This is a genomic window from Paraperibacillus marinus (genome assembly GCF_046237605.1).
Lineage (GTDB): Bacteria > Bacillota > Bacilli > Bacillales > DSM-1321 > Paraperibacillus > Paraperibacillus marinus.
The window spans coordinates 1,637,968-1,663,340 of the sequence record NZ_CP143542.1 but is presented as its reverse complement, the minus strand read 5'-3'; the positions used below and the strand labels follow the sequence as shown (position 1 = coordinate 1,663,340).

Annotated in this window: 23 protein-coding genes and 1 pseudogene; 5 read left to right on the top strand and 19 right to left on the bottom strand. The window is 45.4% G+C overall.

The features are described from left to right. Positions 1 to 179: 179 nt before the first annotated feature. Positions 180 to 413: a hypothetical protein gene (locus tag V1498_RS08460; RefSeq protein ID WP_409298218.1), complete on the top strand. Its 234-nt coding sequence runs from the start codon at positions 180 to 182 to the stop codon at positions 411 to 413. Positions 414 to 481: 68 nt separating this feature from the next. Here V1498_RS08460 and V1498_RS08455 read toward each other — a convergent pair whose 3' ends face one another. Next, positions 482 to 1,438, bottom strand: a complete 957-nt coding sequence (locus V1498_RS08455; RefSeq protein ID WP_409298216.1) for a thymidylate synthase — start codon at positions 1,436 to 1,438, stop codon at positions 482 to 484. A 162-nt stretch (positions 1,439 to 1,600) separates the two neighbouring features. Between V1498_RS08455 and V1498_RS08450 the strand changes: the two genes are divergently transcribed. Further along, on the top strand, positions 1,601 to 1,846 hold the full coding sequence (locus tag V1498_RS08450) for a hypothetical protein (RefSeq protein ID WP_409298215.1): 246 nt from the start codon (positions 1,601 to 1,603) through the stop codon (positions 1,844 to 1,846). An 81-nt stretch (positions 1,847 to 1,927) separates the two neighbouring features. Here V1498_RS08450 and V1498_RS08445 read toward each other — a convergent pair whose 3' ends face one another. Next, positions 1,928 to 2,530 (bottom strand): YpjP family protein, encoded by a 603-nt coding sequence (locus tag V1498_RS08445; RefSeq protein WP_409298213.1) that lies wholly within the window; start codon positions 2,528 to 2,530, stop codon positions 1,928 to 1,930. Positions 2,531 to 2,905: 375 nt separating this feature from the next. Between V1498_RS08445 and V1498_RS08440 the strand changes: the two are divergent. After that, positions 2,906 to 4,059: pseudogene (locus tag V1498_RS08440) on the top strand (IS3 family transposase). 125 nt (positions 4,060 to 4,184) lie between these two features. Further along, complete coding sequence (locus V1498_RS08435) at positions 4,185 to 4,595, top strand: hypothetical protein (RefSeq protein WP_409298211.1); 411 nt, start codon at positions 4,185 to 4,187, stop codon at positions 4,593 to 4,595. Here the strand turns inward: V1498_RS08435 and V1498_RS08430 are convergent. The 10 genes from V1498_RS08430 to V1498_RS08385 form a co-directional block, all read right to left on the bottom strand. Continuing rightward, the gene (locus V1498_RS08430) at positions 4,579 to 5,355 is read right to left on the bottom strand and encodes a class I SAM-dependent methyltransferase (protein WP_409298209.1); all 777 of its coding nucleotides are present in this window, start codon (positions 5,353 to 5,355) and stop codon (positions 4,579 to 4,581) included. The two genes, V1498_RS08435 and V1498_RS08430, sit on opposite strands and share 17 nt — an antisense overlap. Before the next feature lie 60 nt (positions 5,356 to 5,415). After that, entirely contained in the window at positions 5,416 to 5,853 is a 438-nt protein-coding gene (locus V1498_RS08425) for a BrxA/BrxB family bacilliredoxin (protein ID WP_409298207.1), read from the bottom strand. 74 nt (positions 5,854 to 5,927) lie between these two features. Continuing rightward, entirely contained in the window at positions 5,928 to 7,649 is a 1,722-nt protein-coding gene (gene ilvD, locus V1498_RS08420) for a dihydroxy-acid dehydratase (RefSeq protein ID WP_409298206.1), read from the bottom strand. A gap of 160 nt (positions 7,650 to 7,809) precedes the next feature. Then, the gene (locus V1498_RS08415; RefSeq protein ID WP_409298204.1) at positions 7,810 to 8,937 is read right to left on the bottom strand and encodes a conserved virulence factor C family protein; all 1,128 of its coding nucleotides are present in this window, start codon (positions 8,935 to 8,937) and stop codon (positions 7,810 to 7,812) included. Positions 8,938 to 8,955: 18 nt separating this feature from the next. Then, positions 8,956 to 10,845 (bottom strand): ABC-F family ATP-binding cassette domain-containing protein, encoded by a 1,890-nt coding sequence (locus tag V1498_RS08410; RefSeq protein ID WP_409298202.1) that lies wholly within the window; start codon positions 10,843 to 10,845, stop codon positions 8,956 to 8,958. A gap of 1 nt (position 10,846) precedes the next feature. Further along, the gene (locus V1498_RS08405) at positions 10,847 to 11,491 is read right to left on the bottom strand and encodes an HD domain-containing protein (protein ID WP_409298201.1); all 645 of its coding nucleotides are present in this window, start codon (positions 11,489 to 11,491) and stop codon (positions 10,847 to 10,849) included. 131 nt (positions 11,492 to 11,622) lie between these two features. After that, positions 11,623 to 12,471, bottom strand: coding sequence for a DegV family protein (locus V1498_RS08400; RefSeq protein ID WP_409298200.1), 849 nt, complete (start codon positions 12,469 to 12,471; stop codon positions 11,623 to 11,625). 22 nt (positions 12,472 to 12,493) lie between these two features. After that, positions 12,494 to 12,970 (bottom strand): glutathione peroxidase, encoded by a 477-nt coding sequence (locus V1498_RS08395; protein WP_409299221.1) that lies wholly within the window; start codon positions 12,968 to 12,970, stop codon positions 12,494 to 12,496. Between the two features lie 30 nt (positions 12,971 to 13,000). After that, positions 13,001 to 13,546 carry a hypothetical protein gene (locus V1498_RS08390; RefSeq protein WP_409298198.1) on the bottom strand — a complete coding sequence of 182 codons (546 nt, stop codon included), beginning with the start codon at positions 13,544 to 13,546 and terminating at the stop codon, positions 13,001 to 13,003. A gap of 33 nt (positions 13,547 to 13,579) precedes the next feature. Beyond that, complete coding sequence (locus V1498_RS08385) at positions 13,580 to 15,214, bottom strand: formate--tetrahydrofolate ligase (RefSeq protein WP_409299219.1); 1,635 nt, start codon at positions 15,212 to 15,214, stop codon at positions 13,580 to 13,582. Between the two features lie 1,386 nt (positions 15,215 to 16,600). On the opposite strand from V1498_RS08385, the gene metA reads away from it, so the two are divergent. Next, a complete protein-coding gene (metA, locus tag V1498_RS08380) occupies positions 16,601 to 17,509 on the top strand; it encodes a homoserine O-acetyltransferase MetA (protein WP_409298196.1) in 909 nt (302 codons plus the stop codon). Between the two features lie 20 nt (positions 17,510 to 17,529). Here the strand turns inward: metA and V1498_RS08375 are convergent, their stop codons facing one another. From V1498_RS08375 to V1498_RS08345, 7 genes are all read right to left on the bottom strand, one after another. After that, a complete protein-coding gene (locus V1498_RS08375; RefSeq protein ID WP_409298194.1) occupies positions 17,530 to 18,243 on the bottom strand; it encodes a class I SAM-dependent methyltransferase in 714 nt (237 codons plus the stop codon). An 81-nt stretch (positions 18,244 to 18,324) separates the two neighbouring features. Next, the gene (gene mntR, locus V1498_RS08370; RefSeq protein ID WP_409298192.1) at positions 18,325 to 18,759 is read right to left on the bottom strand and encodes a transcriptional regulator MntR; all 435 of its coding nucleotides are present in this window, start codon (positions 18,757 to 18,759) and stop codon (positions 18,325 to 18,327) included. Between the two features lie 90 nt (positions 18,760 to 18,849). Further along, complete coding sequence (locus V1498_RS08365; RefSeq protein ID WP_409298191.1) at positions 18,850 to 19,563, bottom strand: DUF421 domain-containing protein; 714 nt, start codon at positions 19,561 to 19,563, stop codon at positions 18,850 to 18,852. Between the two features lie 55 nt (positions 19,564 to 19,618). Then, entirely contained in the window at positions 19,619 to 21,781 is a 2,163-nt protein-coding gene (locus V1498_RS08360) for a DNA topoisomerase (RefSeq protein ID WP_409298189.1), read from the bottom strand. Between the two features lie 287 nt (positions 21,782 to 22,068). After that, on the bottom strand, positions 22,069 to 22,938 hold the full coding sequence (locus V1498_RS08355) for a carbohydrate ABC transporter permease (RefSeq protein WP_409298187.1): 870 nt from the start codon (positions 22,936 to 22,938) through the stop codon (positions 22,069 to 22,071). Further along, a complete protein-coding gene (locus V1498_RS08350) occupies positions 22,935 to 23,963 on the bottom strand; it encodes a carbohydrate ABC transporter permease (RefSeq protein ID WP_409298185.1) in 1,029 nt (342 codons plus the stop codon). The genes V1498_RS08355 and V1498_RS08350 overlap by 4 nt, the downstream gene beginning before the upstream one ends. 67 nt (positions 23,964 to 24,030) lie before the next feature. Next, positions 24,031 to 25,323, bottom strand: coding sequence for an ABC transporter substrate-binding protein (locus tag V1498_RS08345; protein WP_409298184.1), 1,293 nt, complete (start codon positions 25,321 to 25,323; stop codon positions 24,031 to 24,033). Positions 25,324 to 25,373 lie beyond the last annotated feature (50 nt).

Below are 25,373 nucleotides of genomic sequence, written 5' to 3'. Positions count from 1 at the left end.
TTTCTCCTCTTTTCGTCTGTGTTTTTATTGCTTTAAATCAATATAGGATAGATAATCTGTAAATTATAACATGGCAAAGTAAAAAATCAACTGATATTTCTAAAAATTTGATTAACTTATGGTATGGTGTATATAACTGATTGAATAAGAAATAGTATGGAAAAAAGGGGGTGACCAGCTTGGAATACTCACTGTGTTCACTGGATTCGGCCATGCCGGTAGAAATAACACTGGATGAAGACAACGGGAGATATATGGTGCGGAAAAGCGATACGAGCGGGGAAGTGTTCAATTCAGCATCCGAATTAATCGAATGGATCACACACAATTTCAAGGAAGAACAGTTCTGTACCCCTGAAGAATTTCGCCTCATTTTAAAAGAACTGCAGGAATATGACGGTAAAAAACCATGAGAATCGTTTAGATTTCCTAAAAAGACTCAGGCTGCTAAAGCTAGCCTGAGTCTTTTGCAATTATAGAGTCATACTGCAACCGGGGCTTTGATCGGGCCATGCGGCTGATAGCCATCGATCCTGATGTCTTCCATTTCAAAATCAAACACTGACTTAACTTCTTCGTTTAGGAACAAGGACGGAAGCTGTCTGGGTTCCCGGCTCAGCTGTTCCTTCACTTGATCCATATGATTCACATAAAGATGTGCATCTCCAATAGTGTGGATGAATTCACCCGGCTTCAGGCCACACTCATGGGCTATTAAATGAGTAAGCAGGGCATAGCTTGCGATATTGAACGGGATGCCCAGGAATACGTCCCCGCTTCTCTGGTACAGCTGGCAGGACAGCCTGCCCTCTGATACATAAAATTGAAACATGGTATGGCATGGAGGCAGGGCCATGCCCGGTATGTCCCCGGGATTCCAGGCTGAAACGATCAAGCGCCTGGAATCCGGATTATTTTTTATGGATTCAACCACGTCCTTCAGCTGGTCCACAGCCCCTCCCTTAGCTGTTTCCCATTCTCTCCATTGTTTCCCGTATACAGAACCCAGTTCTCCATACCTACTAGCAAATACGCCGTCTTCCAGAATTCTTTTCTTGAAAATCTCCATCTGTCCGGAATAAATTTTGTTGAATTCAGCATCTGCCTGTGACCTGATTCCGAAATTCGTCATATCAGGGCCGCTGTACTCAGAGCTTTCAACCCATTTCTTGAACGCCCATTCGTTCCAGATATTATTATTATGCTGAAGCAGGTAGCGTATATTGGTGTCTCCCTTAATAAACCATAAGAGCTCACTTGCAATCAGCCTGAATGGGATCCTTTTTGTAGTGAGAAGCGGAAACCCCTCCTCCAGATTAAAGCGCATCTGGTGGCCGAAAATAGACAGGGTGCCTGTTCCTGTTCTGTCTTCCTTTTTAATCCCCTGTTCCAGAATGTGGCTGCACAGACCTAGATATGTAAGTTCACTTTGGCTCATATTTGCTCCTTTCCCCATGCGGAAATCCATTATTTCTTCTAGTATAATACTAATGGAAATCGTGCCAGATGGAAACTTGTAACTTTTAGTTATTCGTCCCACTGTGACACTTCGGCCTTCTTTCTCATATACATGAGTACTTAAGGAGCGAAGGTGGATGTAATGAGAATATATAACAAGCAAGAATTGCTGCAGCGGGATCCTGAATTGGCCGCTGATGTATTTGAAGTCTGGGGATCCAGCCTTTTCGTCTATCTTGATCTGGGCATATTTGCAGTGGTATTCAGCATGATGCTTTTTTCCATAGGAGAACCACTTCTTGTCATCATCTGCATACCTGCTATATTCTTCATAGTATTCCTTTTGGCGCACAGGCTTCTCATCATGGGCAGGGGAAATTCAGACTGAGGCCAAGGAAGCTTGCATTTACTTCCCCCGGGGACTCGCAAACGTATTAAAAAAGGAGTCTGCCGGCGGCAGCACTCCTTTTTAATGTGCGGCTGTATTCCAATTAGGAGGGGTGTTTTTATCCCAGTAAATCTTCCCAAGGTCATGATGGGATGCAAATTGATCCTTTGCTGTGTGATAGTGGAAATTAAACCAGTAGCCCTCAAGCGGGGGCTGTTCCCTGCGCACGTGGAATTTCACCAATGTTTTTCCGGATGTTCTGCTGGTGATGTTAAAAATCCTCTCACCGCTGCCGCCTGCCGGGTTTTCTGTGATTTCCAGGTTTTGAAGCTCTTCATCAGAAAGGTCAGAGGAAATTTGGCCAATGGCCAGTTCCATTCTTGGAAGGATCACTTCCTTGAATTCCTTCTCAATCCTCGGCTTTATTTTAGTGCCAAACTTCTGATAGCTGATCATTTCTGCCTGTTGCTGAAAGGTTTGGATGAGTTCATCACGTGAATAATAAATGCTCGACTCCACTTCAGCTTTTCTGTTGGATTCGGCAAAAGAGTCCTTATTCTGGCCCTGCCCTTTACTGGCATTCGCTTCCTGCAGCCAATGGAATTCTGAAGGGGTGATTGTACCAAAGGTCAGAAGCGAAATAAGGATCACCAGACTCTTTTTAATCCATCTCTGTAATTGCATGCAGGACCTCCTTTTCTGCCGCGCTGATCTTTAAACGGTAAGTGAATAATTTGGCTGGATATTCACATTATATACGATATTGCAGAAAAAAAGGTTTCAAAAAACTGAATATTGGTAAAAAGAATTGAATAACCTGCTTTTCTTCATAAAACGTACATATTTGAAAAGATACTTGAGGAGGATGGCCATGGATATCGTTCTGGCAATAATCAGCTTTCTAATGTTATTTTATTTTTGCTTCCTGACGGTCACCGATTAAAAAAAGGATGTCCCACAATGTAAACTGTACCCTGTGTAGTAGACATATTAAAAAAAGTCTACTGCACAGGGTCTTTTTATGTAGAATAGACTAAAAAGTAGTGCGGGAGAGAGAGTATGAGTAGAAAATTATTTTCGGAAAAAGAGATTGAACTGCTAGCTGAAAATCCCAATGTAAAATCAATAAGTCCCAAAGGTATTACTTATTCAGATGATTTTAAGGAGCACTTTATAACTCAGATTAATCTGGGAAAGTTTCCTAGAGAAATATTTGAAGACTGTGGGTTCGATAGCGACGTATTAGGAATCAAACGGATCGAGTCTTCTGCCAGAAGGTGGCGAGATGTTTATCGTATCCACGGGATTCAAGGACTTCGTGACACAAGGGCAGGAAACTCAGGCAGACCAAGGGAAAGAGAGCTTTCTATTGAAGAAAAATATGCCAGGCTAGAGGCAGAAACTAACCTGTTGAAAGCAGAAAACGAGCTGTTAAAAAAGATACGATTCGCCGAAAGGGGGATGAAAAAGAAATAAAGTTATCGGCCGACCAGAAATTCAACCTCATTCATTCCGTCATCGAGAAATACAAGCTGACAGGAATGGTTTCACACCTCTGTAAAATAGCTGGTGTGTCCCGTCAGGGGTACTATAATTACTTTTCCGCTAAACAAGTCGAGAGAAGGCAGGGGCGGGAGATAAAGGACGAGACCCTTCGGGACCTGATTTTGAAAGCGTACAATTTCAAAAAACAATTCAAGCAGGGAACCCCCTACAATGTCCTCCTTACAGACATCACCTACCTATATTTCGGAAAAGGAAAAAGGGCGTATTTATCAACCATTATTGACGCTTCCACCAATGAAGTCTTAGCTCATCAGGTATCTGATCGGGTTACTCTTGATATCGCTACCGATACACTAAAGAAGTTAAAGAAAAACAGGAGAATCAAACTGTCTAAAGGAGCCTATATACACTCTGATCAGGGAGGTCACTATACCAGCCCTGCCTATCAGAAGCTGGTAAAAAAATTAAGATTGGGACAATCCATGTCTAGGAGGGGAAACTGTTGGGACAACGCCCCACAGGAATCCTTCTTTGGTCATTTTAAGGATCTGGCTGATATAAAATCATGTGAAACCTTAGAAGAGCTTAAACAAGAAGTGAAAGCTGCCATCCAATACTACAATTACTACAGATATCAGTGGAATATGAAAAAGATGACCCCTGCCGAATACAGAGATCATCTACTTAAAGCAGCCAGCTTTTTTTAAAATGCCCTTTACAAGGGGTACAGTTTAATGTTTGGGACATCCTTTTTTATGGCTGAATATACCCCTATTTACAGGCAGATAAATTTTACATAAGGGTCCAAGCTAAAGGGATGGAGCAGACCCGCTTGAGAGATATAATAAAGTATTTTTATAAAATCTCAAAATTTTCTGCTGCTTTTCCCCTCTTTAAACTATATTTTCATCAAGAGCACTCAAATTCTACTGCCAGAAAAGCATCAGAACTACTCCCGATGCCGCTTGCTCGCGGATCTCAGGCCTTTACTCGCCGGAATCTCTATTTTACTTTCTGTACCGGCGTATTTACTCGGCGATTAAAGAAATTACTCGCGGAACTGACTGGTTTACTAGACGAAATGGCATATTCACCCGCCATTCCGATCCAGCGCTGGAATCTGGCTGAAAGCCAGGGCAAGAGAATCAGGATCAATGGCATAGCAAAGCCCGAAGAAAAAACACTTTTTTCCCCCTGGACTTTACTGTATTATGATAAAGCTCCTTTTAATGAGCTTCTATGATTCCATAGTGAAATTTTGCTGACTTTCTCTTAATTGTCTTAAAACCGAACTCTTCAAAACTGCTGCTTCTAAAATGGTCCTTAAGCACCACCCGGACAGATGCCGCTCTCACAGCCTCCTGTACGGCAGCACGCGTCAGAGGTGCAGATTCTGCAAACTGCACGAGCGGTCTTATCCCGCTGGATTCAGCGATTGTCTCTTCAAACATAGGGTCGAAATAGACTACATCCACACTATTGGTTTCAAGCTTCTTCAATATATCCAGATGATTTCCCGTCTTTACCTGTATTCTCTCCATCGCCACATTCAGGCCGCTATCCCTGCTCCGCCAATTTTTTAAGCCATGTTCCACCAGACAGGCAAGGTATTTATTCTCTTCTATCCCTATGACCCGTCCCTCATCCCCAGTAATCCAGCTGGCAATGATCGAGTCACTTGCGAGGCCCAGTGTGCAGTCAACGAATGTCATCCCCGCGGTCAGCCCTGCTGCTTCTGCGAACGGGTCAACGCTTCCATTTTGTATCCTTTTCAGTCTGAGCATAGCCATATTGGGATGAAAGAAAAACGGCTCATCAGCCTCTCTATGGTAAAGCTCCCACCTGTCACGGCCAATCACCAGGCAATGATCCTGATATTCTTCTTTGAGCAAGGCAATGGGCTTTTTCTTCCTTTCTATGAAAGACGCCCCGAGGCCGGCTGCTGTTTTTTTCGCTTCTGCAATACAAGCCTCGCTCGTTCTTCCGCCCGTGGTAACAATCATCCTGTTAACTCCCCTAAAGTCTGATTTTAGGCAAAGAAATAGAGAATGCCGGAGCATCCCCTATCTGCAGTGCTGATTAAATGCATTTAATAAGTTTTCTGTTATCTCTTCCACCGAGTGGTCTTCAATATCATGACGGGGAATGAAATGGACAACCTCCCTGCCCTTGACCAGAGCCATAGAAGGAGATGATGGTTCAATGCCTTTAAAATATTCGCGCATCGCTGCGGTGGCTTCCTTGTCCTGACCGGCAAAAACCGTAGCGAGCTTAGCCGGCTTCGCTTCTGACTGATGGACAGCCTCAACGGCTGACGGCCTCGCAAGGCCTGCTGCGCATCCGCACACCGAGTTTACGACAATCAGTGCTGTCCCTTCGTTATTCTCCATGAATTCTTCAACCTGTCCGGGTGATAGAAGCTCCTCGAATCCTTGGCCAGACAGTTCTTCCCTCATCGGTTTGACAAGCTGTTTCATATATTCTTCATATGCCATAGACATAGATTTTAACCTCCTGCAATGAATTAGTACCCATAGCATACTATATTCTAAGCAGTGATATCAATGAAACGGATTTATGACTTGGAAGCAGCAAAATTTCTTACTGCTGTCTCTTCCTCAAAATAATCGGTCACAGCTCCTTTTGAAGCACAGGAAACCAGACGGGCATACTTGGCGAGGCTTCCCCTTGCCGTAAGCTTAGGCGGCTGCCAGGATTCCCGGCGACGCGCAAACTCCTCCTCGGATACTTCCACATTCAGCTCCTGAGTTACGCTGTCAATACGGATGATATCCCCTGTCTCAATCAATGCAATCGGTCCGCCGGACTGGGCTTCCGGGGCGATATGCCCGATGACGAATCCGTGCGATCCTCCAGAGAACCGGCCATCCGTCAGCAAAGCCACTGATTCGCCAAGTCCTTTTCCGACCAGTATCCCGGAAATGGAAAGCATCTCAGGCATGCCGGGTCCGCCCTTTGGTCCTTCATAGCGGATGACCACTACGTCCCCCGCGGCGATATCTCCCCTGAGAATTGCATCGGCTGCACTAGGTTCATCATCAAATACCTTTGCCGGTCCGGTGATATTCGTGACCTTCAGCCCGGAAACTTTGGCAACTGCTCCATCCGGGGCCAGATTTCCTTTCAGCACAACTAGTGGTCCTTCTTCACGAAGGGGTGTATCCACAGGGAAAATAACCTTCTGTCCCTCCCTCAGTGACTCTGCTTCTGCCAGATTTTCGGCGAGGGTTTTCCCCGTTACTGTCAAACAGTCTCCGTTTAGAAGGCCTGCTTTCAATAATTCCTTCATGACCGCAGAGACACCTCCCGCTTCATGGAGATCCTGCATAACGTATTTCCCGCTGGGTTTAAGGTCAGCAATGTGAGGTACCTTCTTTTGAAGTCTGTTGAAATCATCCAGCGACAGATCAACCTCTGCTGAGTGGGCGATCGCCATGAGATGGAGGATGGCGTTTGTAGAGCCTCCGAGCGCCATGACAACCGTGATGGCATTCAGGAATGCATCCTTTGTAAGGATATCCCGCGGATAGATCCCTTTTTCAAGCAGTGCATAGACAGCCTGTCCGGCCTTGAAGCAGTCTTCACTCTTTTCAGGTGTCTCTGCCGGATTGGAAGAGCTGCCTGGCAGGCTCATTCCCAATGCTTCTATGGCACTTGCCATTGTATTAGCGGTATACATGCCGCCGCAAGAACCGGATCCAGGGCAGGCGTGGCATTCGATTTGATGAAGGCCCCCTTCATCGAGTGCCCCCGAGTTGAATTTTCCGACTCCCTCAAACGCAGAGACGATGTCGATGTCCTCCCCCTTTAATTTACCCGGTTTGATTGTGCCGCCATACACAAATACGGCAGGCAGGTTGATCCTGGCAATTGCCATCATGCATCCCGGCATATTTTTGTCACAGCCGCCGATTGCCACAAAACCGTCAAGGCTCTCCCCGCCGACCACCGTTTCAATGGAATCTGCAATCAAGTCCCTGCTTGGAAGCGAATATCTCATGCCTTCAGTTCCCATTGAAATTCCATCAGATACAGTAATCGTATTAAAAATCATTGGAGCACCGCCGGCTTCCCTGGCGCCCTTCTTTGCGTGGCGTGCCAACTCATCAATATGTATATTGCATGGAGTCACTTCACTCCAGGTACTTGCAATGCCAATCATAGGTTTCTTGAAATCTTCATCAGTGAACCCGACGGCCCTGAGCATTGCGCGATTGGGCATCTTCGTTTCCCCTTCACTAAAAACCTTGCTTTTTATCCTCAGATCCTTTTGCATAGCAGTCTCCCCTTTTGTTTTTCTTACCACTATAGACTTTGATCAGTAAAATTTCAATAATTTTCACATAATTAAGATATATTTTTGATTTAACGGACAAATGTTTTAAAGCAGAAAAGCAAAAAAAGAGATGGCAGGCTGCCATCTCTCCAAATACCCATTATTTATTTGACCTGGCCTCTGTCATCTGCTTCCAGACAGACCCTTTGGCTTCTTCGCCGTTTTCAATGCGGTCGATTGCCATTTTGACCTGCATAGCTACTTCAAACTCGGGGTCATCTTCAGCAGCATGAAGGGCAGGCAGGACGCTTTCATTGCCTGACTCATACAGGAACATCGCCGCACGCCAGCGGACAAGCTTATTCTTATCCTGCAGTGCAGCGGCCATCTCCCCCATTGCCTCAGGGAAACCCAAGTCGGATAAACAGTCCCCGGCTGTCCTTCTGACTGTCACTGCCTTGTCCTTCAAGGCTTTATAAAGAGCAGGCAGGACTTTTTGATCTTCAATCATGCCGAGATACACGACTCCCTGCCTCCTGATCGAAATTTTCTCATCAGTGAGTGCCTTCTCAAGCAGCGGAATATCCTCCACCTCCGGATCACCCATTCCTTCAAGCGACCGGTATCGATGTTCCCAATCGGGATGATCGAGGTCTTCCAGGACAGGTTTCTTTTTTGCCCGCCTTTTATGTTCGGCTTTTAATTCGGGATTTTGTGCGGCTGCAGCCAGTTCACCCAGCTTGGCTTCTGTATAAGTTGAGACCAGTTCGCCGATGATTTCTTTTCCAATCTCGTCCAGCTCCCCGTACCGCTTACCCCAATCCTTCCACTTCCGCAAAAGGACAACATTGTCTCCTTCAGCCTGGGCATGTGCCAGGGCATCAGCAAACTGCCCTGGAAGACCGAATCTTTTTTCTGCCGAAGCATCCTTCAGCTTTACCTGCATAGGAATGTCCTTGAACATCTGGACCTGTACATCCACTTCTCCAAATCCCTGAAGGGGCGCTGCTGCCGACTCCTGCCCGGCCGGGCGTTCTCCGAAAATGGTCCTTACATGCTGAAGGATGTCCCGCCAGTCATACCTGGCGTTCCGCTCCAGCGCAAGAAAATCAGCAACATGGTATACTCCTTTGACACCTTCAATGCCCAGCAGTTCCTGGACGATCCCAGGAGCCTCAGAAGCATTCTCTGCTTTGTAATTATTGCTTTTGCCATATGGCAGTTCTTCATCCAGAATGATTTTCATGGTATTTGGGCTTGGCGTTGGTTCAATCGCTTTTATCTGCATACCGGATCCCTCCTTGTGTTATTGGGTTTCATCCATCTTTAGAGAGAGCTCGGTCCACCTTTCGATCAGGTTCTCAAGCTCTTCAGATAAATCTTCTTCTTCCTTCATCAGGCTGTTCGCCTTTTCAAAATCGCTTCCAGTTCCGGCCAGCTCAGTCTGTATGGCTGCAATGCGTTCTTCGACACTGCTTATTTTGTCCTCAATGCCTTCCCATTCTCTCAACTCCATATAGGAGAGCTTCTTCCTTTTTGGTTTTTCCTGCTGCCTGGCTGACGTCTCCGGTGCAGCAGTCAGGACTGGCTTTGCAGCCTTTACTGCATCTTCTTCAAGATACTCGGAATAAGATCCATAATATTTATCAATCTGTCCCCCTCCCTGAAAAATAAGGATCTGTTCTGCACATTTATCAAGGAAATAGCGGTCATGTGACACGGTGACCACGACGCCCGAAAAATTTTCCAGGAAATCTTCAAGAACGGTCAATGTCTGCGTATCGAGGTCATTGGTCGGTTCGTCCATTAGCAGGACATTTGGAGAAGACATCAAAATTTTCAGCAGATACAGCCTGCGCTTCTCTCCGCCTGATAGTTTCCTGATCGGAGTGCCGTGCGTATTCATCGGGAACAGGAAGCGCTCGAGCATCTGGGCCGCTGAAACTGTTGATCCGTCTTTTAAATGAATGACTTCGGCTGTTTCACGAAGATAAGCAATCATTCTCATTTCTTCATCCATATCCTCGTTTTCCTGCTTATAATATCCTATTTTAACTGTCTGGCCGATTTCCAGATCACCTTTATCAGCAGTAACTGAACCTTCTATCATATTCAAAAGTGTGGATTTCCCGGCACCATTTCTGCCGACGATTCCGATTCGATCCCCCGGTTTGATCAGGAATGAAAAATCTTGGACAACCGGCTGGCCGGCAAATGATTTCCATACAGACTTGAACTCCAGCACCTTTTTTCCAAGCCTTGTTCCGGTCATATCAATGGAGAGTGATGCCGTTTGAGAGCTTTTTAGTGAACCTTCCAGCTCTTCGAACCGCTGAATCCTCGCTTTTTGCTTGGTAGAGCGCGCTTTAGCGCCTCTCCTGATCCACGCAAGCTCTTTTCGGTAAAGATTTTCTTTCTTTGAAGACTGAGCTTTTTCTGTTTCTTCCCTGAGGGCTTTCCCTTCCAGGAATCCAGAATAATTCCCCACATATTCAAAAAGCCTGCCGCCGGCAATTTCCCATATCTTTGTCGAAACTTTATCAAGGAAATAACGGTCGTGTGTGACAAATAAGACAGATCCCTGATATTTGGCCAGATAATCTTCCAGCCAGACAATGCTCTGATAATCCAGATGGTTGGTAGGCTCATCCAAAATTAAAAGATCCGGGCTTTCAATAAGTGTCCGTGCAAGTGCCGCCCTTTTTTTCTGGCCGCCGGAAAGTTCACCCAGTTTTTTGGATGTCTCTGAAAGGCCCAGTCTGGATAGTATCGCTTTGGAGCTTGCGCTTACCTCCCAGCCATTCATGGCATCCATTTTTTCCTGCAGTTTAAAGACTCTCTCTTGGATTTGTGCGTCTTCCGCGTTCTCCTGAAGCTCCTCAATGCTCTTTTCATATTCCCTGATCAGCACAAAAAGAGGAGATGAGCTTTTATACATATAATCCAAGAGTTCCGTATCCGCTTCAAACTCCGGGTCCTGTTCAAGGAGGGAAATTTTATAGTCATTGGGATGGTCCTTGCTTCCGGAGTCCCCCTCTTCCGTTCCGGCTATCAGGTGAAGGAGAGTGGACTTTCCCGTTCCATTAACTCCAACAATCCCAATTTTATCTCCTTCGGTAATAGAAAAACTGATATCCGAGAACAGCAGCTTTTCTCCTTGATGCTTGGTAAGACCGTTGTATGATAAAACTTTCATTTTAAACATTCCATTCTTTATAAAATTGCTGTAAAAATTCTTCCATGAACCTCTGCCGGTCCTCAGAAAGCTTTTTTGCTGCATCGGTATGGAGCAGGTCCTTCAATTTAAGGAGCTTTTCATAAAAATGGTTTATGGATGATGACCTGCCGTCCCGGTATTCCTCAATTGTCATATCATTTCTCGGGGCCATTTCAGGCTCGTAAATTGGCTGCCCTTTTTTTCCCCCATAAGCGAAAGTCCTCGCAATCCCGATTGCCCCCATGGCATCCAGACGATCCGCATCCTGGACAATTCTGGCTTCAGGGGATAATTCGTGAAGATTATTTCCACCTTTAAACGGAATAGAGCGGATGATTGCCGAAAGCTCGTCTATGGTTTCCAGTGCCATTTCCTGCTCCTTAAACCAGTCATCGAGTTTTTTGAAGCCCGCCTCTTCACTCTCATTCAGTTTTCCATCGGGAATATCATGCAGGAGTGCAGCCATTTCAATCAGGAACAGGCTGTCACTTCCTTCTTCCCTGGCTATCTGCAAGGCCAATGAGCGCACCCTCATAATATGGTGCCAGTCATGACCGCTTGTATCACCGCTCATCTGGTCTTTTACAAACACTTCACAGCGGCTGATTAATTGTGCCTTCTCCATTTTCGGATCCTCTTCTTTCGCAAACATAGTGTACCATGAAAATGGCCCGGTCTTGAAATATTCACTTTCCAAGAAAAAATAGACCCTGCAGCTGCCTGGTCTATTAAACTGGCAAAGCCAGACTTCTTCTATTATAAATTGCTGTCATTATACCAGCTGATGCCAAGCGTATCCTCTCCTGCATGAACACCAATCGTTGTCCCAAGCGGGTGGGTTTGGATTGTGAGTGAAGGAAACTTCGCCTCCAGTTCTTCCTTGAGAAGCAGGCTTTCATCCTCATGAAGCCCATACAGGATATATATCTCTAGTATATCGTAAATTTCCATATCCTTTTCCAGATAAGACAAAATCCGCTGCTTCGCCTTTTTTCTGCTGCGGACCTTTTCCTTCACTGACAGCTTTCCCTTGTCTATGGAAATGATCGGCTTTATGTTCAAGATGCTTCCCACATAATAGCTGGTACCACTCATTCTGCCGCTCCGGTGGAGCTGTTCCAGGCTGCCGATCAACACGTATGTTTTATTAGATTCCTTTATCCTGTTGATTCGATTCACGATTTCTTCTGCCCTCATACCCTGCGCGGCCATCTTCATTGCTTTTTTAATTAAAACTGCCATTGGATAAGTCAGGATAAGCGTATCAATGACATAGATGCTGCAGTCAGTCATCCCGGCCGCCTGCAGGCTTGAAGAGAAGGTTCCGCTGAGAGCCCCGGATACATGAAAGGCTATGATGCAGTCATATTCGCCCTTCAGGCGGCTGTACAGATCGAGAAATGTGCCGACCGACGGCTGTGATGTAGTCGGCACAACCCCATCTAATTTCATCTTTGCAAACATCTGGGCAGGTGTGATATCTATTCCATCCCGATACTCCTGTCCTTCTATCAAAACCTGAAGCGGTACAGTATATACATCATCATTTTGCAGCAATTCCTCATCCAGACTGACTGTACTGTCGGTCACCCAGGCAATTCTCATGTTCATCCCCCCACACCTTCTTTTATAGCAGGCTTTGAATTTCTTTCTCTATTTCATTTGGTTTCGTCTGTGGTGCGTATCTTTTTATGATATTGCCGCTGCGGTCTACCAGGAATTTCGTAAAATTCCATTTAATGCTCTTGGATCCCAATACACCCGGTGCATGTTCGGTCAGATACTGAAATAAGGGATGCGCCAGATCTCCTCTCACATCCACCTTGGAAAACATCGGGAAGCTCACTCCATAAGTCAGCTGGCAGAAAGACTGAATCTCCATTTCATCCCCCGGCTCCTGGCCCATGAATTGATTACAGGGAAAACCAAGAACGGCAAATCCCTGATCTTTATATTTTTCGTAAAGACTTTCCAGTTCAGAAAATTGAGGTGTGAACCCGCATTTACTGGCTGTATTGACGATCAGCAGCACCTGGTCCTTATAGGAATCCATTGATACCGTCTGCCCTTCGATCGTTTTAACTTCAAATTGGTAAATGCCCATCTTCATCCACTCCTTCTTTATAAACAGCAATTAATCGCTGTAAATATGCTCCAGTTCGTTGATTGAGATAATCGCATGATCCACAAGGTCAGTAAAATCGGGAATTTGTTCCTCTGTGACCAGCCTGCCGAATACCACTTTAGCCATGATAATCCGAGCCGATTGTTCCGGACTTCTATAGATATGCTTTTCAGTAATTTCAATTTCGCGGGATGACCCCCAAATGTTGGAGAGAGTACGAAACAGGCTGTCACTATCAGCCTGTTTATCATCTTTTAAGGGAATCTGATAAATCGTCTCAATGTGGCAGCCAGCATCAGCGCCGCCCTTGTATTCCAATAGTTCGGCACTCAGATTCTTCAGCCCTGCTTCCAGGCTGATACTGCATTTTATAGGTGCACAGGTAGTGCTCCTGCCGTTCTTAAGCTCCATTTCCATAAGGAAGCTTCTTGATAAAGACGAGATATTTACCAGGTCCTGCCTGTCTGTAACAAGAATGCTTCCTTCGAAGTCCCGGTCATAAATAATACCTTCGAGGACAACCTTCATATTTTCAAAAGCAGTTGGATCAAACATAGTACCTCCCGGGTCGAGTAAAAGTGCCACTCCTTAGAACAGGCCGGTTGCCCTTCCATCTTGATCAATATCCATATTTAAAGCAGCGGGTGATTTCGGCAGGCCTGGCATGGTCATAATATCACCGGTCAATGCCACAATGAAACCTGCTCCGACAGAAGGCTTAAGGTCCCGGATGGTGATGGAGAAACCTTCCGGCCTGCCGATTGCCTGTGGATTGTCACTCAATGAATATTGAGTTTTTGCCATGCAGACCGGCAGGCTTCCCCAGCCCTCTTTTTCGAAAGAAGCCATTTTCTTCAGGGCATTTGCTGTATATTCCACAGAATCTGCTCCATATACGTTTTTTGCAATGATTTCTATTTTATCCTCCAGGCTGTGATTCAGCTCATATAGAGGCGCATATGTCCCATCATTACTCTCAATCAGTCTCTTGATGGTTTGGGCCAGGTCCATTCCGCCTGCACCGCCCTTTTCCCATACTTCGGTCAGCGAAAACGGGATGTTTTCCTGCTCCATCAGTTCCTTGAAAAGAACTAATTCACTTTCCGTATCACTTGTAAACTTATTAAGCGCCACAACAAAAGGCAGGCCGAAAGAAGCGATGGTTTCAGCATGTTTCTTCAGATTCTTGATCCCCTCTTTCAAGGCATCTAGATTTTCTTCTGACAGCTGTTCCGGAGCCTGTGCCCCATGCAGCTTAAGAGCTCTAATGGTCGCCACGATCACGACGGCATCCGGCTTCAATCCAGCACTCCTCGCCTTGATATTCAGGAACTTCTCTGCCCCGAGATCCGCGCCAAAGCCCGCTTCTGTCACAACATAATCCGCAAGTTTCAGGGCAGTCCGTGTAGCCAGGGCACTATTGCAGCCATGCGCGATATTAGCGAACGGTCCTCCGTGAATCAGTGCAGGGGTATGTAATATCGTCTGCACCAGATTGGGCTTGATGGCATCCTTTAAGAGAAGGGTCAGGGCTCCTTCCACTCCCAGATCCCGTACAGTAACCGGTTCGTTTTGATAATTCCAAGCGATCACCATCTTTGCCAGCCGTTCCTTCATATCCTCAAGGCTGTTTGCCAGGCAGACAACCGCCATGATTTCAGAGGCAACCGTAATGTCGAAGCCGTCCTCGCGCGGCACACCCTGGACGGGGCCGCCAAGACCAATCACCACTTTTCTCAGGGCACGGTCATTGATATCCACCACACGCTTCCAGATAATCCTGCGAGGATCAATACCCAGCTCATTTCCCTGATGAAGATGATTATCGATTAAGGCGGACAGTGTATTATTTGCTGCAGTAATGGCATGGATATCTCCATTGAAATGCAGATTAATTTCCGTCATCGGCAGTACCTGTGAATATCCTCCGCCTGCCGCTCCCCCCTTTATCCCCATCACAGGACCAAGAGATGGTTCCCTCATCGCAATCATGGCCCGGTCACCCAGCCCGGTGAAAGCATCACCCAAACCTACAGTCACCGTGGTTTTTCCTTCACCAGCCTTAGTAGGGTTAATGGCAGTTACCAGGATCAGACGGCCATCCTCCGTATCCTTCAGCCGCTCCAGCACATCCAGGGAAATCTTAGCCTTATATCTGCCATACAGCTCAAGCTCCTCTTCCTGGATATCCAGCTTGTCAGCAATTTCATATATAGGCAGCATTTCTGCCTTATTTGCAATTTCTATGTCACTTTTAACCTTTTTAACTTCAGTATCCAAGCCGCAAGACCTCCTGCTAATAAAATATAGCCTCTGAATAACATTCCATGTTAGAACGGATATTATTACTTTCTCTACTCTCCAATATAACGATTTGAAAAGGGTGTGGCTAGCATGAGCTCTAATTATTTACTCACCAGGGTCCTTGAATATTATTCCCGGGATACTATTCTATGATCTCCCGCTAGTATTCTAAGCCGATTCGCCTTATCTTCAGCTGAAATACTGGCTGCTTTGAGTTTATAATCATTCTGTGCAGCATTTTTCTAAGAATCTTTGAAAAATCAGCTCCATTTGCTGAATAATTTGTACTCTATCTCCCCCAAAACCTTAAAAGCTGAGTTTTCTTCCATTGATTTGGATTGTCCAAGGAGAAAAATGAAGCTTACTCGCCTTAACCCATGCATTACTATCCGTTTTTTGACTTTACTCGCGGAACCGTATACTTTACTATCCGATTTTGGATTTTACTCGCCGAACCGTATACTTTACTATCCGATTTTGGATTTTACTCGCCGAACTAAACCCACTGGTCTAAGCCAATCGCCATCAAACGGCAAGACCGGCCGTTCGCTGCCGCTTTTCTTATGCCTATCAGGCCTCTGCCTTTTTACTACATTTGGTTGTTTCGACTCGTCCACTGATTCAATTACTTTTTTATATTTTTCTCCTTAAAAAAGCACCGTTCTCCGCTTTTGGGTCATCCAGCTCCGAACTGAGCCCTTTGGTCATAAGCCAAATGCCATCAAACGGCAAGACCGGCCGTTTGCTGCCGCTTTTCTTATGCCTATTAGGCCTCTGCTTTTTTACACAGTTGAGTTTTTTTGACTCATTTTAAGTTCATTTGCTTTTTAAAAAAATTTGTTTTAAAAAGCACCGTTCTCCGCTTTTGGGTCATCCAGCTCCGAACTGAGCCCTTCGGTCATAAGCCAATCGCCATCAAACGGCAAGACCGGCCGATCGCTGCCGCTTTTCTTATGCCTATCAGGTCTCTGCTTTTTTACTACATTTGGCTGTTTCGACTCGTCCACTGATTCATTTACTTTTTTATATTTTTCTCCTTAAAAAAGCACCGTTCTCCGCTTTTGGGTCATCCAGCTCCGAACTGAGCCCTTCGGTCATAAGCCAATCGCCATCAAACGGCAAGATCGGCCGTTCGCTGCCGCTTTTCTTAGGCCTTTCAGGCCTCTGCTTTTTTACACAGTTGAGTTTTTTTGACTCATTTTAAGTTCATTTGCTTTTTAAAAAAATTTGTTTTAAAAAGCACCGTTCTCCGCTTTTGGGGTTATAATGGAAATATTCAATTTTTTTGGTTAAAGGAGTAAAGTGATGCCTATTAAAATACCACGACAGCTTCCTGCGGCGGAGATTCTTGAGGGTGAAAATATATTTGTGATGGATCTGGAGCGGGCGAATAATCAGGATATCCGTCCTTTAAATATTCTAATCCTGAATTTGATGCCCGAGAAGGAGAAGACAGAGGCGCAGCTATTGAGGCTGCTTGGGAATACGCCGCTTCAAGTGAATGTTTCTTTCCTGACCATGGCTTCCCATACCGCAAAGAATACGAGCAGATATCATCTGGAGCAGTTTTACATAACCTTTCCTGAGGTGAAGAATAAGAAGTTTGACGGCCTGATTATTACAGGCGCCCCAGTGGAGCACCTGGAATTTGATGAAGTCAATTATTGGGATGAGCTGCGCCAGATCATGGACTGGTCTTCTGCCAATGTCACGTCGACCATGCATATCTGCTGGGGTGCACAGGCAGGCTTGTACCACCATTATGGAATTGGAAAGCTGCCCCTCCCACAGAAATGCTTTGGTGTCTTCACCCACCGGGTCCTCCATAAGACTGAAAAGCTGGTCCGCGGATTTGATGACATTTTTTTCGCTCCCCATTCCCGGCATACGGACATTGAAACAGACAAGCTGAGGGAGCATCCCGGGCTTTTGATTCTATCTCAATCTGAACAGGCAGGGGTTTTCCTTGCTGCTTCAAGGGATGGGAAACGGATCTTTATAACAGGCCATCCAGAATATGATGCCGACACACTGGGGCTCGAGTATTCGCGCGACTTGGCCAAAGGAACTGAAATTTCTCTCCCCTATAATTATTACCCGGATGACAATCCGGAGAATGAACCGGGCAAAACCTGGAGAAGTCATGCCAATCTCTTATTTTCAAACTGGCTGAATTACTATGTTTATCAGGAAACTCCATATGTCTGGAAATAACAAAGAAGAATCCTCACCCATCAGGAGGATTCTTCTTTGTTTTCATATTGCTCTTCATTTTTCAATATAAATACCCACATAAAGCTGAGGGCCTGTTTCAGTTCGCTTGGGTATGAAAGCTTTTCAAGATCTGCCTCTTTTTTGGAAACTCCCATAGAGGCGGCGAGTGACCAGCCATTCTCGAGAGCAAGCCTTTCGAACTCCCAGGGAAGCATATCATTCATGATGACCTTCTCTCCGTAAAACCGCTTAAAACTGTGCGTTTTCCTCGGGCCGGCTGTCGGCCCAAGAATGCCTGCGGCTGCATAGCCGCCCGGTTTTAGGATTCGTCTCGCTTCATTCAGCGCATCCAGCGGCCGGGAGGTCCATTCAAATGAATTGATTGCCATCACTCCATCAAATTGATGATCTTCAAACGGAAGCGAGCTGATATCAGCCTGTATAAATTTTAGTGTACCTGAACCCTCTTCCCTTTTTTGCGCTTTTTGGATCATTTCTTTTGAGATGTCTACGCCTACAGCAGTAAATCCTTCCTGACTCAGCTTCCAGGTTCCATACCCTTCCCCGCAGCCGAGGTCGCATATCCTGCCTCCCTGCGGCAGATAATCCTTGATGAAAGGGATGATGTTTTTCCTGCTTCCCGCCTCCCACATGTTCTGGGCTCCCGAAGACCAGACATCCGAAAATGAATCCCAGCTTTTTTCTGTTTCCTTCAGCCATTGAGAAGATTCCATTTTGTTCCCCCTGTATGTTTAACGGCTGTAAGACCCCGCCGGCAGCCTTGTGAATAGTAAAAAGCTGCCAGGGCAGCTTTTTTATTCTTCACTATTTAGTTCTTCATTTTTGTTTTGAATCCCTTTTAAATCTTCGATAATGTTTGGGTTTTCCTCGAAAAGCTGAACAAGGTCGCCAATCCGGTCAATCGAGTCCCAGCTTAAGTGATGCTCAATACCCTCAACATCGCCATAAATATTTTCTTCCTTGACACCGATTACCCTTAGGAGCTGTTCAAGCAGCTCATGCCTGAAAAGCAGCCTCTTCCCCACTTTTTTCCCTTTTGGCGTCAGGATCAGACCTCTGTATTTTTCATATATTAAATAACCCTCAATATCAAGCTTCTGTACCATCTTCGTTACGGAGGATGGATGCACAGCAAGCATCTCGGCAATATCAGAAACACGGGCGTAGCCTTTTTCTTCGATCAATTTATAAATTATCTCTATGTAGTCTTCCATGCTAGGTGTAGGCATTAAAGTATCCTCCCAAATCGAACCATATCATTAAAAGTTTACTATACCTACCATAGCGGCACAAGAAAAATGGCATAGAACCACGGATTTTTACACGCTGTCTGCCTTAGTCTGCACCAATTTGAAATTTTTCCCCTCATCCAGGGTGGCAAGGACCACTTGTTCCATCGGCACTTTATGCCCTTCTACCTGTTCATGTACCCATTGCCTCTTCACACCGAACAATTCCATTGCATCTTTCTTGATTCGCCCTTCTTTAATGATGATTTTCGTGAGCAGGAACGGTTCGGTTTCAATTCCCAAATCTTTTTTGGACACAGGATTATATTCAGTGTGTAAAAAAGCTGTAATTGCGCCGCTCGGCTCCCACAGGGCAATTCCGATGTTTTCAATTGATTGGATATGCTGCATACGGAGAACAGACAGCAGGTATTCCATGGAGATCTTCGCTTTTTTTAAATTTGCAAGATTGATTTTCCCGTTCTTTATGAGTATCAGTGTGCTCGGCTCAAAAAGGGCGCGCCAGCCATTTGATTTGAGGGTTAACATGGTATTCGCATAATAGAGCAGTGATATGACCGCTGTTGTGATCAGCGCCCCGCCCATTCCGTCTGATGAACTCCCGAGCGGCTTGGCCATGATGCTCCCGACAATCAGGGCAGTGATAAAATCAATAAACCTCAGCTGTGAGATGAATCTCTGGCCCATGAATTTTGTAGCGATGGCCAAAAATAGATAGCCAGTGACCCCCCGTATAATCCACTGAAATATTGTGAGCGTATCCTGTCCATAAAAAAAATCCATAAAAACCCCCCTTTCACCTAGCTTTTGAAGGGGGGAAGATTTTTATGCTTTCAAGTTAAGCCTTCTTACTATCCTCAAATTCCATATTCCAAGAAAAATATTCATTTTCTTCATTCTTCTGATACGAAAGAATGGCATTGAATTTCTTTCCATTCCGGCTCGTCAAACCTTTTACAGATGCTTTGCCGTTCTTTAATAGTGATTTTACCAATGTTTTGGTTGGCTTTTTTTTCATGGAGGCCAGGTATTTGTCATTTTTCCAAATGACAAATTTACATCCGCTTTTCCAATTGGAACAGCCGAAGCCTTTTTGGCCCTCAATAATTCCATGGCCGCAAACCGGACATTTCCCCAGCACTTCCCGCTGAATGGATGTAGAAGCACCCTTACCCTTCAAGGATCCTCCCTCTCCATTTTTGATTTTATCTACAGTCGCAGAAGTAAATTCCACAATGAAATTCATGAACTCGGATTTAGTAAATTTTCTTTTTTCAATGTCTGAGAGCTTTTTTTCGATCCTTCCGGTGAATTCAAGGTCAAGCAGCTCAGGAACAGGCAGAGTTTCTACAATGGCCCGCCCAAGTTCAGTACAGGTCAGGTTCTTGTTCTTCAATTCTATATATCCTACATCCTTAAGCTTCTTGATTGTATCTGCCCTGGTGGCAGCCGTGCCGATACTGAAGCCGCTGAGGACCGCCTCCACTTCATCCCCGCTCTTCCCCGCTTTCCTTCCGCAGGTTTCCATCAGCCGGAGCAGCGTCCTTTCTGTATGCTGTTTGGGGGCGCTTGTCGCATGTTCCGTAATGGAATGGTTGACTGCCTCCACTTTTTCACCCAGATCGAGCGGCGGTAATACCACTTCTTTCGTTTCCATGCGCTCGACCTTTTTCCAGCCCTCCACCAGCTGGATCCGTCCTTTTGTGAGGAAGACACCGGAAATATCAGCTGAATGGAGCTGTGTGGTGATCCTGGTTTCTTCGAACTCAGCTACCGGCATAAACTGCATCAAAAACCTGTTTTTTATGGATGTATAGACAATCTGTTCATCCGGGTTCAGCCTTTTTGGAACAAGATAGGTCGGAATGATCGCACTGTGGCTTTCTACCTTGGCATTATCAAAGATTCTCCTGGATGCTGTGAATTTTAGTTCATTTTCGTAAGGCAGGCCTTTTTTTACGGCTTCAAGCACTTTGGCCGTTCTTCCTTTCAGGCTTTCTTCAAGCGCAGTACTTGAAGTCCTTGGATAAGTGATCAGCTTCTTCTCGTAAAGCGACTGCGCTGTTTTTAAGACTTTGTCGGAAGTCCATCCCTTGTATTTGCTCGTGATATGCCCTTGCAGGCCGGATAGGTTGAACAAAAAAGGCGGAAATTCCTTTTTCTGTTCGACCGTCTTGTCTGTGATGGTCCCCAATCCCCCATGAAAGGCGGAAGCAGCCACTTCCAGCTGTTTTTTATCCTTAAACTTTTCCTCACTATTCAGATGATACGTTCCTTCATATTCTCTTCCGCCCTGAGCAAGAAAAGAGCCGGTCAATTTATAATAAGTTTCCGGGACAAAACGTTCGATTTCTTTATCACGGTCGTAGATGATCTTCAATGTGGGCATGAGCACCCTGCCTACATTGATTGCTTTACCCCTGCCTGCCTGATATTTAAGGGTAGCGACAGATGTTAAATTGATTCCAATGATCCAATCCGCCCACTGCCGGCTGATTCCCGCATCCCGAAGAGGCTCCATTTCCTCATTCGGCCTTATTTCTTCAAGCCCCTTTAATACTTCTGCAGGAGTCCATTCATTCAGCAGCATCCGATATACCTTTTTCCGTGTCTTAAGCTGCCCGAGGATCGTGTCACCGATAATCTGCCCTTCCCTGTCATAATCGCAGGCAGAAATAACGGCGTCGACCTCGCTCCTTTCGACCAGTTTTTTTATGGTCGACAGCTGCCGGCCAGCACCTGGACCGCTGTAAGCCCCCCTTCTGGGACTTTTCACTTTATATTTAAATGTTTCTGGAATAAATGGAAAATGGTCCATTTTCCAGCGAGCCATCTTAGGATCATAATCTTTAGCATCAAAAAGTTCCAGCAGGTGGCCCATGGCCCAAGTGATTAAAAATCCCCCGCCTTCGTAATATCCTTCATTTTTCTTTTTAATCTGGAGAGCCTCTGCTATATTCTTTGCGACAGAAGGCTTTTCGGCAATAATGATCTTTACCATTTTTTTCAGCACTTCCTCCATTTATTCTCTTCTGCTAGTTTAACAGATTCCAAGGCCAATAAGAACATTTGTTCACAATAAAAACAAACATGAATGTTCTACTGGCAAACCATGCATGGAAGGGCTGGACAAGAGCAGGAGCGGAGCAAGGCACAGGCAGGAATGCCAAAAAAGACAAATGATGACCACACCCTCTTGCAGGAAAACACGTGATACATTCAGCTCCGGCCTTTTCCAGAGAAAACAGCAAAAAACGGAGCCGTTTGCTCCGTTTTGTGTTACTGCTGTCAGCCCTTAGTTCCTGATGAGATATTTGATCCTTCAATGAAGAATCTCTGGAAGATGAAGAACACCAGAACAGTTGGCAATAAGATCATCACTGACATGGCCATCAGATAATTCCACTGCGTCTGTACCGAGCCCTTAAAGGTCTGCAGCCCCAGCTGGATGGTATACAAGCTTTCATCATTAAGGTAAAGGAGCGGACCCAATAAATCGTTCCACGACCCATTGAATGAAAAAATGGCTACGGTTATCAAGGCCGGCTTAGTCAGCGGAAGCATAATATGCCACCAAATTTTCAAGTGGCCGGCACCGTCCATGACAGCCGCTTCAATGAATTCATTGGGAATCGTCATCATAAACTGTCTCAGCAGGAAGATGAAAAACGCACTTCCAAGAAAGGAGGGCACAATCAGCGGAAGGTACGTATTAATCCATCCCAATTTAGAGAAAAGCATATATTGGGGGATCATTGTCACAAAACCCGGCAGCAGCATGGTGGAAAGAACAACCACAAACCAGAAGTTGCGGCCCTTGAATTTAAGCTTTGCAAATCCATAGGCAACAAGGGAATTCACCAGGACACTGGCGAATGTGCCAACCACTGCCAGAAATACTGAATTCATGGCCCACCTGGTAAATGGCCCTGTAGACCATGCTTTCACATAATTGGAAAAGCTGAATTTTTCCGGGAAAAATGAAGGCGGAAACTGGGCAATTTCTGCCGGCGTCTTCAACGAAGTTGATATCATCCACCACAGAGGTGTAAGGAGAGCAATACTCCCCGCAATCAAAACGAAAAGAACAATCACATTTTTCATTTTTCTTCTAAACTTCATAGTTTGATAGAATTTGGGTGATTCTGCTTTCTTCATTTGTTGTCACCGCCCTCATAGTGTACCCAGCGCTTGCCGAATTTAAGATTTGCCAATGTCAGGATCATGATGATAATGAACAGTAGCCATGCCATTGCCGATGCATATCCCATATTAAACACTTCAAATGCATTGTTCCACATATGCAGATTATAAAATAAGAGTGAGTGGGCCGGTCCTCCATCTCCGTTTTTCGACATGACATAAGCTTCCTGGAAAATTTGGAAGGCCCCGATTGTACTGGTAATGATATCGAAAAAAATGATAGGTGTGATCATCGGAAGCGTGATATGAAAGAACTTCTGAAAAATATTAGCCCCATCCAGGTCCGCGGCTTCATATAGCGCACCAGATACTCCCTGGAGACTTGCCAGATAAAGCAGCATGCCGCCCCCTACACTCCAGAGCTTCATAAATATCAAAGCAGGCTTTGTCCATTCAGGATCAAACAGCCATGCCGGACCATCGATTCCAACCCAGCTTAAAACCAGGTTCACAAGTCCAGTCCCCGGACTCAGAAGCTGCATCCACAGGAAATAGACGGCAACGCCCGAAAGTACAGCAGGCAGGTAATATATCGTCCTGAAAATTTTCATGCCCGGGACCTTTGTATTAAGGAGAACAGCAATAAAAATAGCACCCGCTGTAGTCAGCGGTACGGAGAAGAGAACAAAGTACAGTGTGTTCCAAAGTGATGTCCAGAACAAGTCATCCGCTGTAAACATTCTCTTATAATTATCCAATCCTGTGAAAGTCATTTCGGATGTAATATTGTAATCACTGAAACTGACTATGAGGGAAAATAGGAGCGGTCCTGCGGTTAAAAAGAAGAAGCCGATGAGCCAGGGGGATATAAATCCATATCCTATCAAGTTTTCTTTGAAAGATTTGCCTAATTTCCTGGATTTTTGTAAAGGCTGTGCATCTGTTTTACTCCCTGATCCGGCAGAAGCTTTGGCAGAACCTTTGGTACCGGTTCCTGCAATGTTCTGCGGCAACTTTTCACTTGCCCCTTGCTGGCGCATAATGCTACCCCCTAAATTTTTTACTAAAGAAGAGAAGTCAATGACTTCCCTTCCCTCTTTATCTTTTTTATTTTTTGGCTTTTTCAACGTCTTTCTCAGCCTTCTCAAGAGCGGAGGCTGCATCCTTTTTCCCGAGCATCACTGCATCAATCTGCGGATCGATCCTGCTGCGGTAGTCCGGATATTCTATTGGAACCGGAGCAAGCTTCGTGTATTCCAGATTCTTAAGAGATTCTTCATACACCATCTTTTCCTGCCCCTTCATGTCAGCAGCTACACTCTCAGCAGCTTCTTTGTTGGCAACATTGTCATAATTTTTCAACGCCCAGTATTTTTGAGCTTTTACATCAGTCATATACTTAATGAAGTCAGCGGCTTCTTTAGGATGCTTGGAGCCTTTTGGAACCTCAAGGACAAATCCTCCGCCTTCACTCCACGGTTTTTCTCCATCTTTATATACCGGGATTGGAGCAACGCCAAAGTCCATTTCCTTGCCCGAGTCTCGGATCTGGGTATAGAAAGTTCCGATGTCCGTGTACATAGCCACTTTTTCAGAGATGAACGGGTTGGTCGTTCCGTTTCCGAAATCGGCTTCCCATTTCTCAATCGTCTTTTTGCCGTAGCGTTTCTTCCAATCAGCAAGCCATGTCAGTGCATCTTCCTTGGCAGGAGTTTTAATGGAAGGCTTATCTCCATCAAAGAACCCGGTTCCGCCATCTGCATTTCTCATCCAGCTCGGCGCACCGAATCCGCCCCATACAGGATAAAAACCGATTCTTTCGTAGGTGTCGCCCTTTTTCACGTCAAGCTTTTTGGCGTAATCCTCGAGTTCTTTCCATGTTCTTGGCGGCTTGTTTGGGTCAAGGCCTGCCTCTTTGAATGCTTTTTTATTATAGAAGAGCATCCTTGTATCGGTGTTGAAGGGAACTGCGTAAGGTTTATCTTTAAAGAGGACTGTGTACCAGAGGTGAGGATAAAACGTATCCTTGGTATTATCGTCTAGATATTTTGATAAGTCCGTGCTTTGGCCGTTTTTAGCCCTGTGTGATACATCATTGATATCGGTGACTACTACATCGGCAGGATTTCCGGCTGCCACTGCTGCCAGATTCTTGGTCCAGATGTCTCCCCATGGTACAAAGGTATGTTTAACCACTACCTTATCCTGGGATTTATTATAATCATCGATCATTTTTTCTACGATCGGCCGGCGGGTTTCCGACCCCCAGAAACTCCAGAATTTTAATGTTACTTTGCCATTGCTGTCTTCCGATCCAGATGCTCCGTTGCTTCCGGAACAGCCGGCAAGCATGCTGATGAGAAGCATAGCTGCCAATACAATCGTCCATGTCTTTTTCATCTTCGCCAAAAACCCCTAACCTAGTTAATTATCTTTATTTTTCTTTTACA

What these genes read in the sequence shown, in the direction of transcription:
- V1498_RS08455 (WP_409298216.1), bottom strand. Translation starts at nt 1,438, where the DNA reads ATGAGCCAAAGTGAACTTACATATCTAGGTCTGTGCAGCCACATTCTG.
- V1498_RS08450 (WP_409298215.1), top strand. Translation starts at nt 1,601, where the DNA reads ATGAGAATATATAACAAGCAAGAATTGCTGCAGCGGGATCCTGAATTG.
- V1498_RS08445 (WP_409298213.1), bottom strand. Translation starts at nt 2,530, where the DNA reads ATGCAATTACAGAGATGGATTAAAAAGAGTCTGGTGATCCTTATTTCG.
- V1498_RS08430 (WP_409298209.1), bottom strand. Translation starts at nt 5,355, where the DNA reads ATGATTGTTACCACGGGCGGAAGAACGAGCGAGGCTTGTATTGCAGAA.
- V1498_RS08425 (WP_409298207.1), bottom strand. Translation starts at nt 5,853, where the DNA reads ATGTCTATGGCATATGAAGAATATATGAAACAGCTTGTCAAACCGATG.
- ilvD (WP_409298206.1), bottom strand. Translation starts at nt 7,649, where the DNA reads ATGCAAAAGGATCTGAGGATAAAAAGCAAGGTTTTTAGTGAAGGGGAA.
- V1498_RS08415 (WP_409298204.1), bottom strand. Translation starts at nt 8,937, where the DNA reads ATGCAGATAAAAGCGATTGAACCAACGCCAAGCCCAAATACCATGAAA.
- V1498_RS08410 (WP_409298202.1), bottom strand. Translation starts at nt 10,845, where the DNA reads ATGAAAGTTTTATCATACAACGGTCTTACCAAGCATCAAGGAGAAAAG.
- V1498_RS08405 (WP_409298201.1), bottom strand. Translation starts at nt 11,491, where the DNA reads ATGGAGAAGGCACAATTAATCAGCCGCTGTGAAGTGTTTGTAAAAGAC.
- V1498_RS08400 (WP_409298200.1), bottom strand. Translation starts at nt 12,471, where the DNA reads ATGAGAATTGCCTGGGTGACCGACAGTACAGTCAGTCTGGATGAGGAA.
- V1498_RS08395 (WP_409299221.1), bottom strand. Translation starts at nt 12,970, where the DNA reads ATGGGCATTTACCAATTTGAAGTTAAAACGATCGAAGGGCAGACGGTA.
- V1498_RS08390 (WP_409298198.1), bottom strand. Translation starts at nt 13,546, where the DNA reads ATGTTTGATCCAACTGCTTTTGAAAATATGAAGGTTGTCCTCGAAGGT.
- V1498_RS08385 (WP_409299219.1), bottom strand. Translation starts at nt 15,214, where the DNA reads ATGCTGCCTATATATGAAATTGCTGACAAGCTGGATATCCAGGAAGAG.
- metA (WP_409298196.1), top strand. Translation starts at nt 16,601, where the DNA reads ATGCCTATTAAAATACCACGACAGCTTCCTGCGGCGGAGATTCTTGAG.
- V1498_RS08375 (WP_409298194.1), bottom strand. Translation starts at nt 18,243, where the DNA reads ATGGAATCTTCTCAATGGCTGAAGGAAACAGAAAAAAGCTGGGATTCA.
- mntR (WP_409298192.1), bottom strand. Translation starts at nt 18,759, where the DNA reads ATGCCTACACCTAGCATGGAAGACTACATAGAGATAATTTATAAATTG.
- V1498_RS08365 (WP_409298191.1), bottom strand. Translation starts at nt 19,563, where the DNA reads ATGGATTTTTTTTATGGACAGGATACGCTCACAATATTTCAGTGGATT.
- V1498_RS08360 (WP_409298189.1), bottom strand. Translation starts at nt 21,781, where the DNA reads ATGGTAAAGATCATTATTGCCGAAAAGCCTTCTGTCGCAAAGAATATA.
- V1498_RS08355 (WP_409298187.1), bottom strand. Translation starts at nt 22,938, where the DNA reads ATGAAGAAAGCAGAATCACCCAAATTCTATCAAACTATGAAGTTTAGA.
- V1498_RS08350 (WP_409298185.1), bottom strand. Translation starts at nt 23,963, where the DNA reads ATGCGCCAGCAAGGGGCAAGTGAAAAGTTGCCGCAGAACATTGCAGGA.
- V1498_RS08345 (WP_409298184.1), bottom strand. Translation starts at nt 25,323, where the DNA reads ATGAAAAAGACATGGACGATTGTATTGGCAGCTATGCTTCTCATCAGC.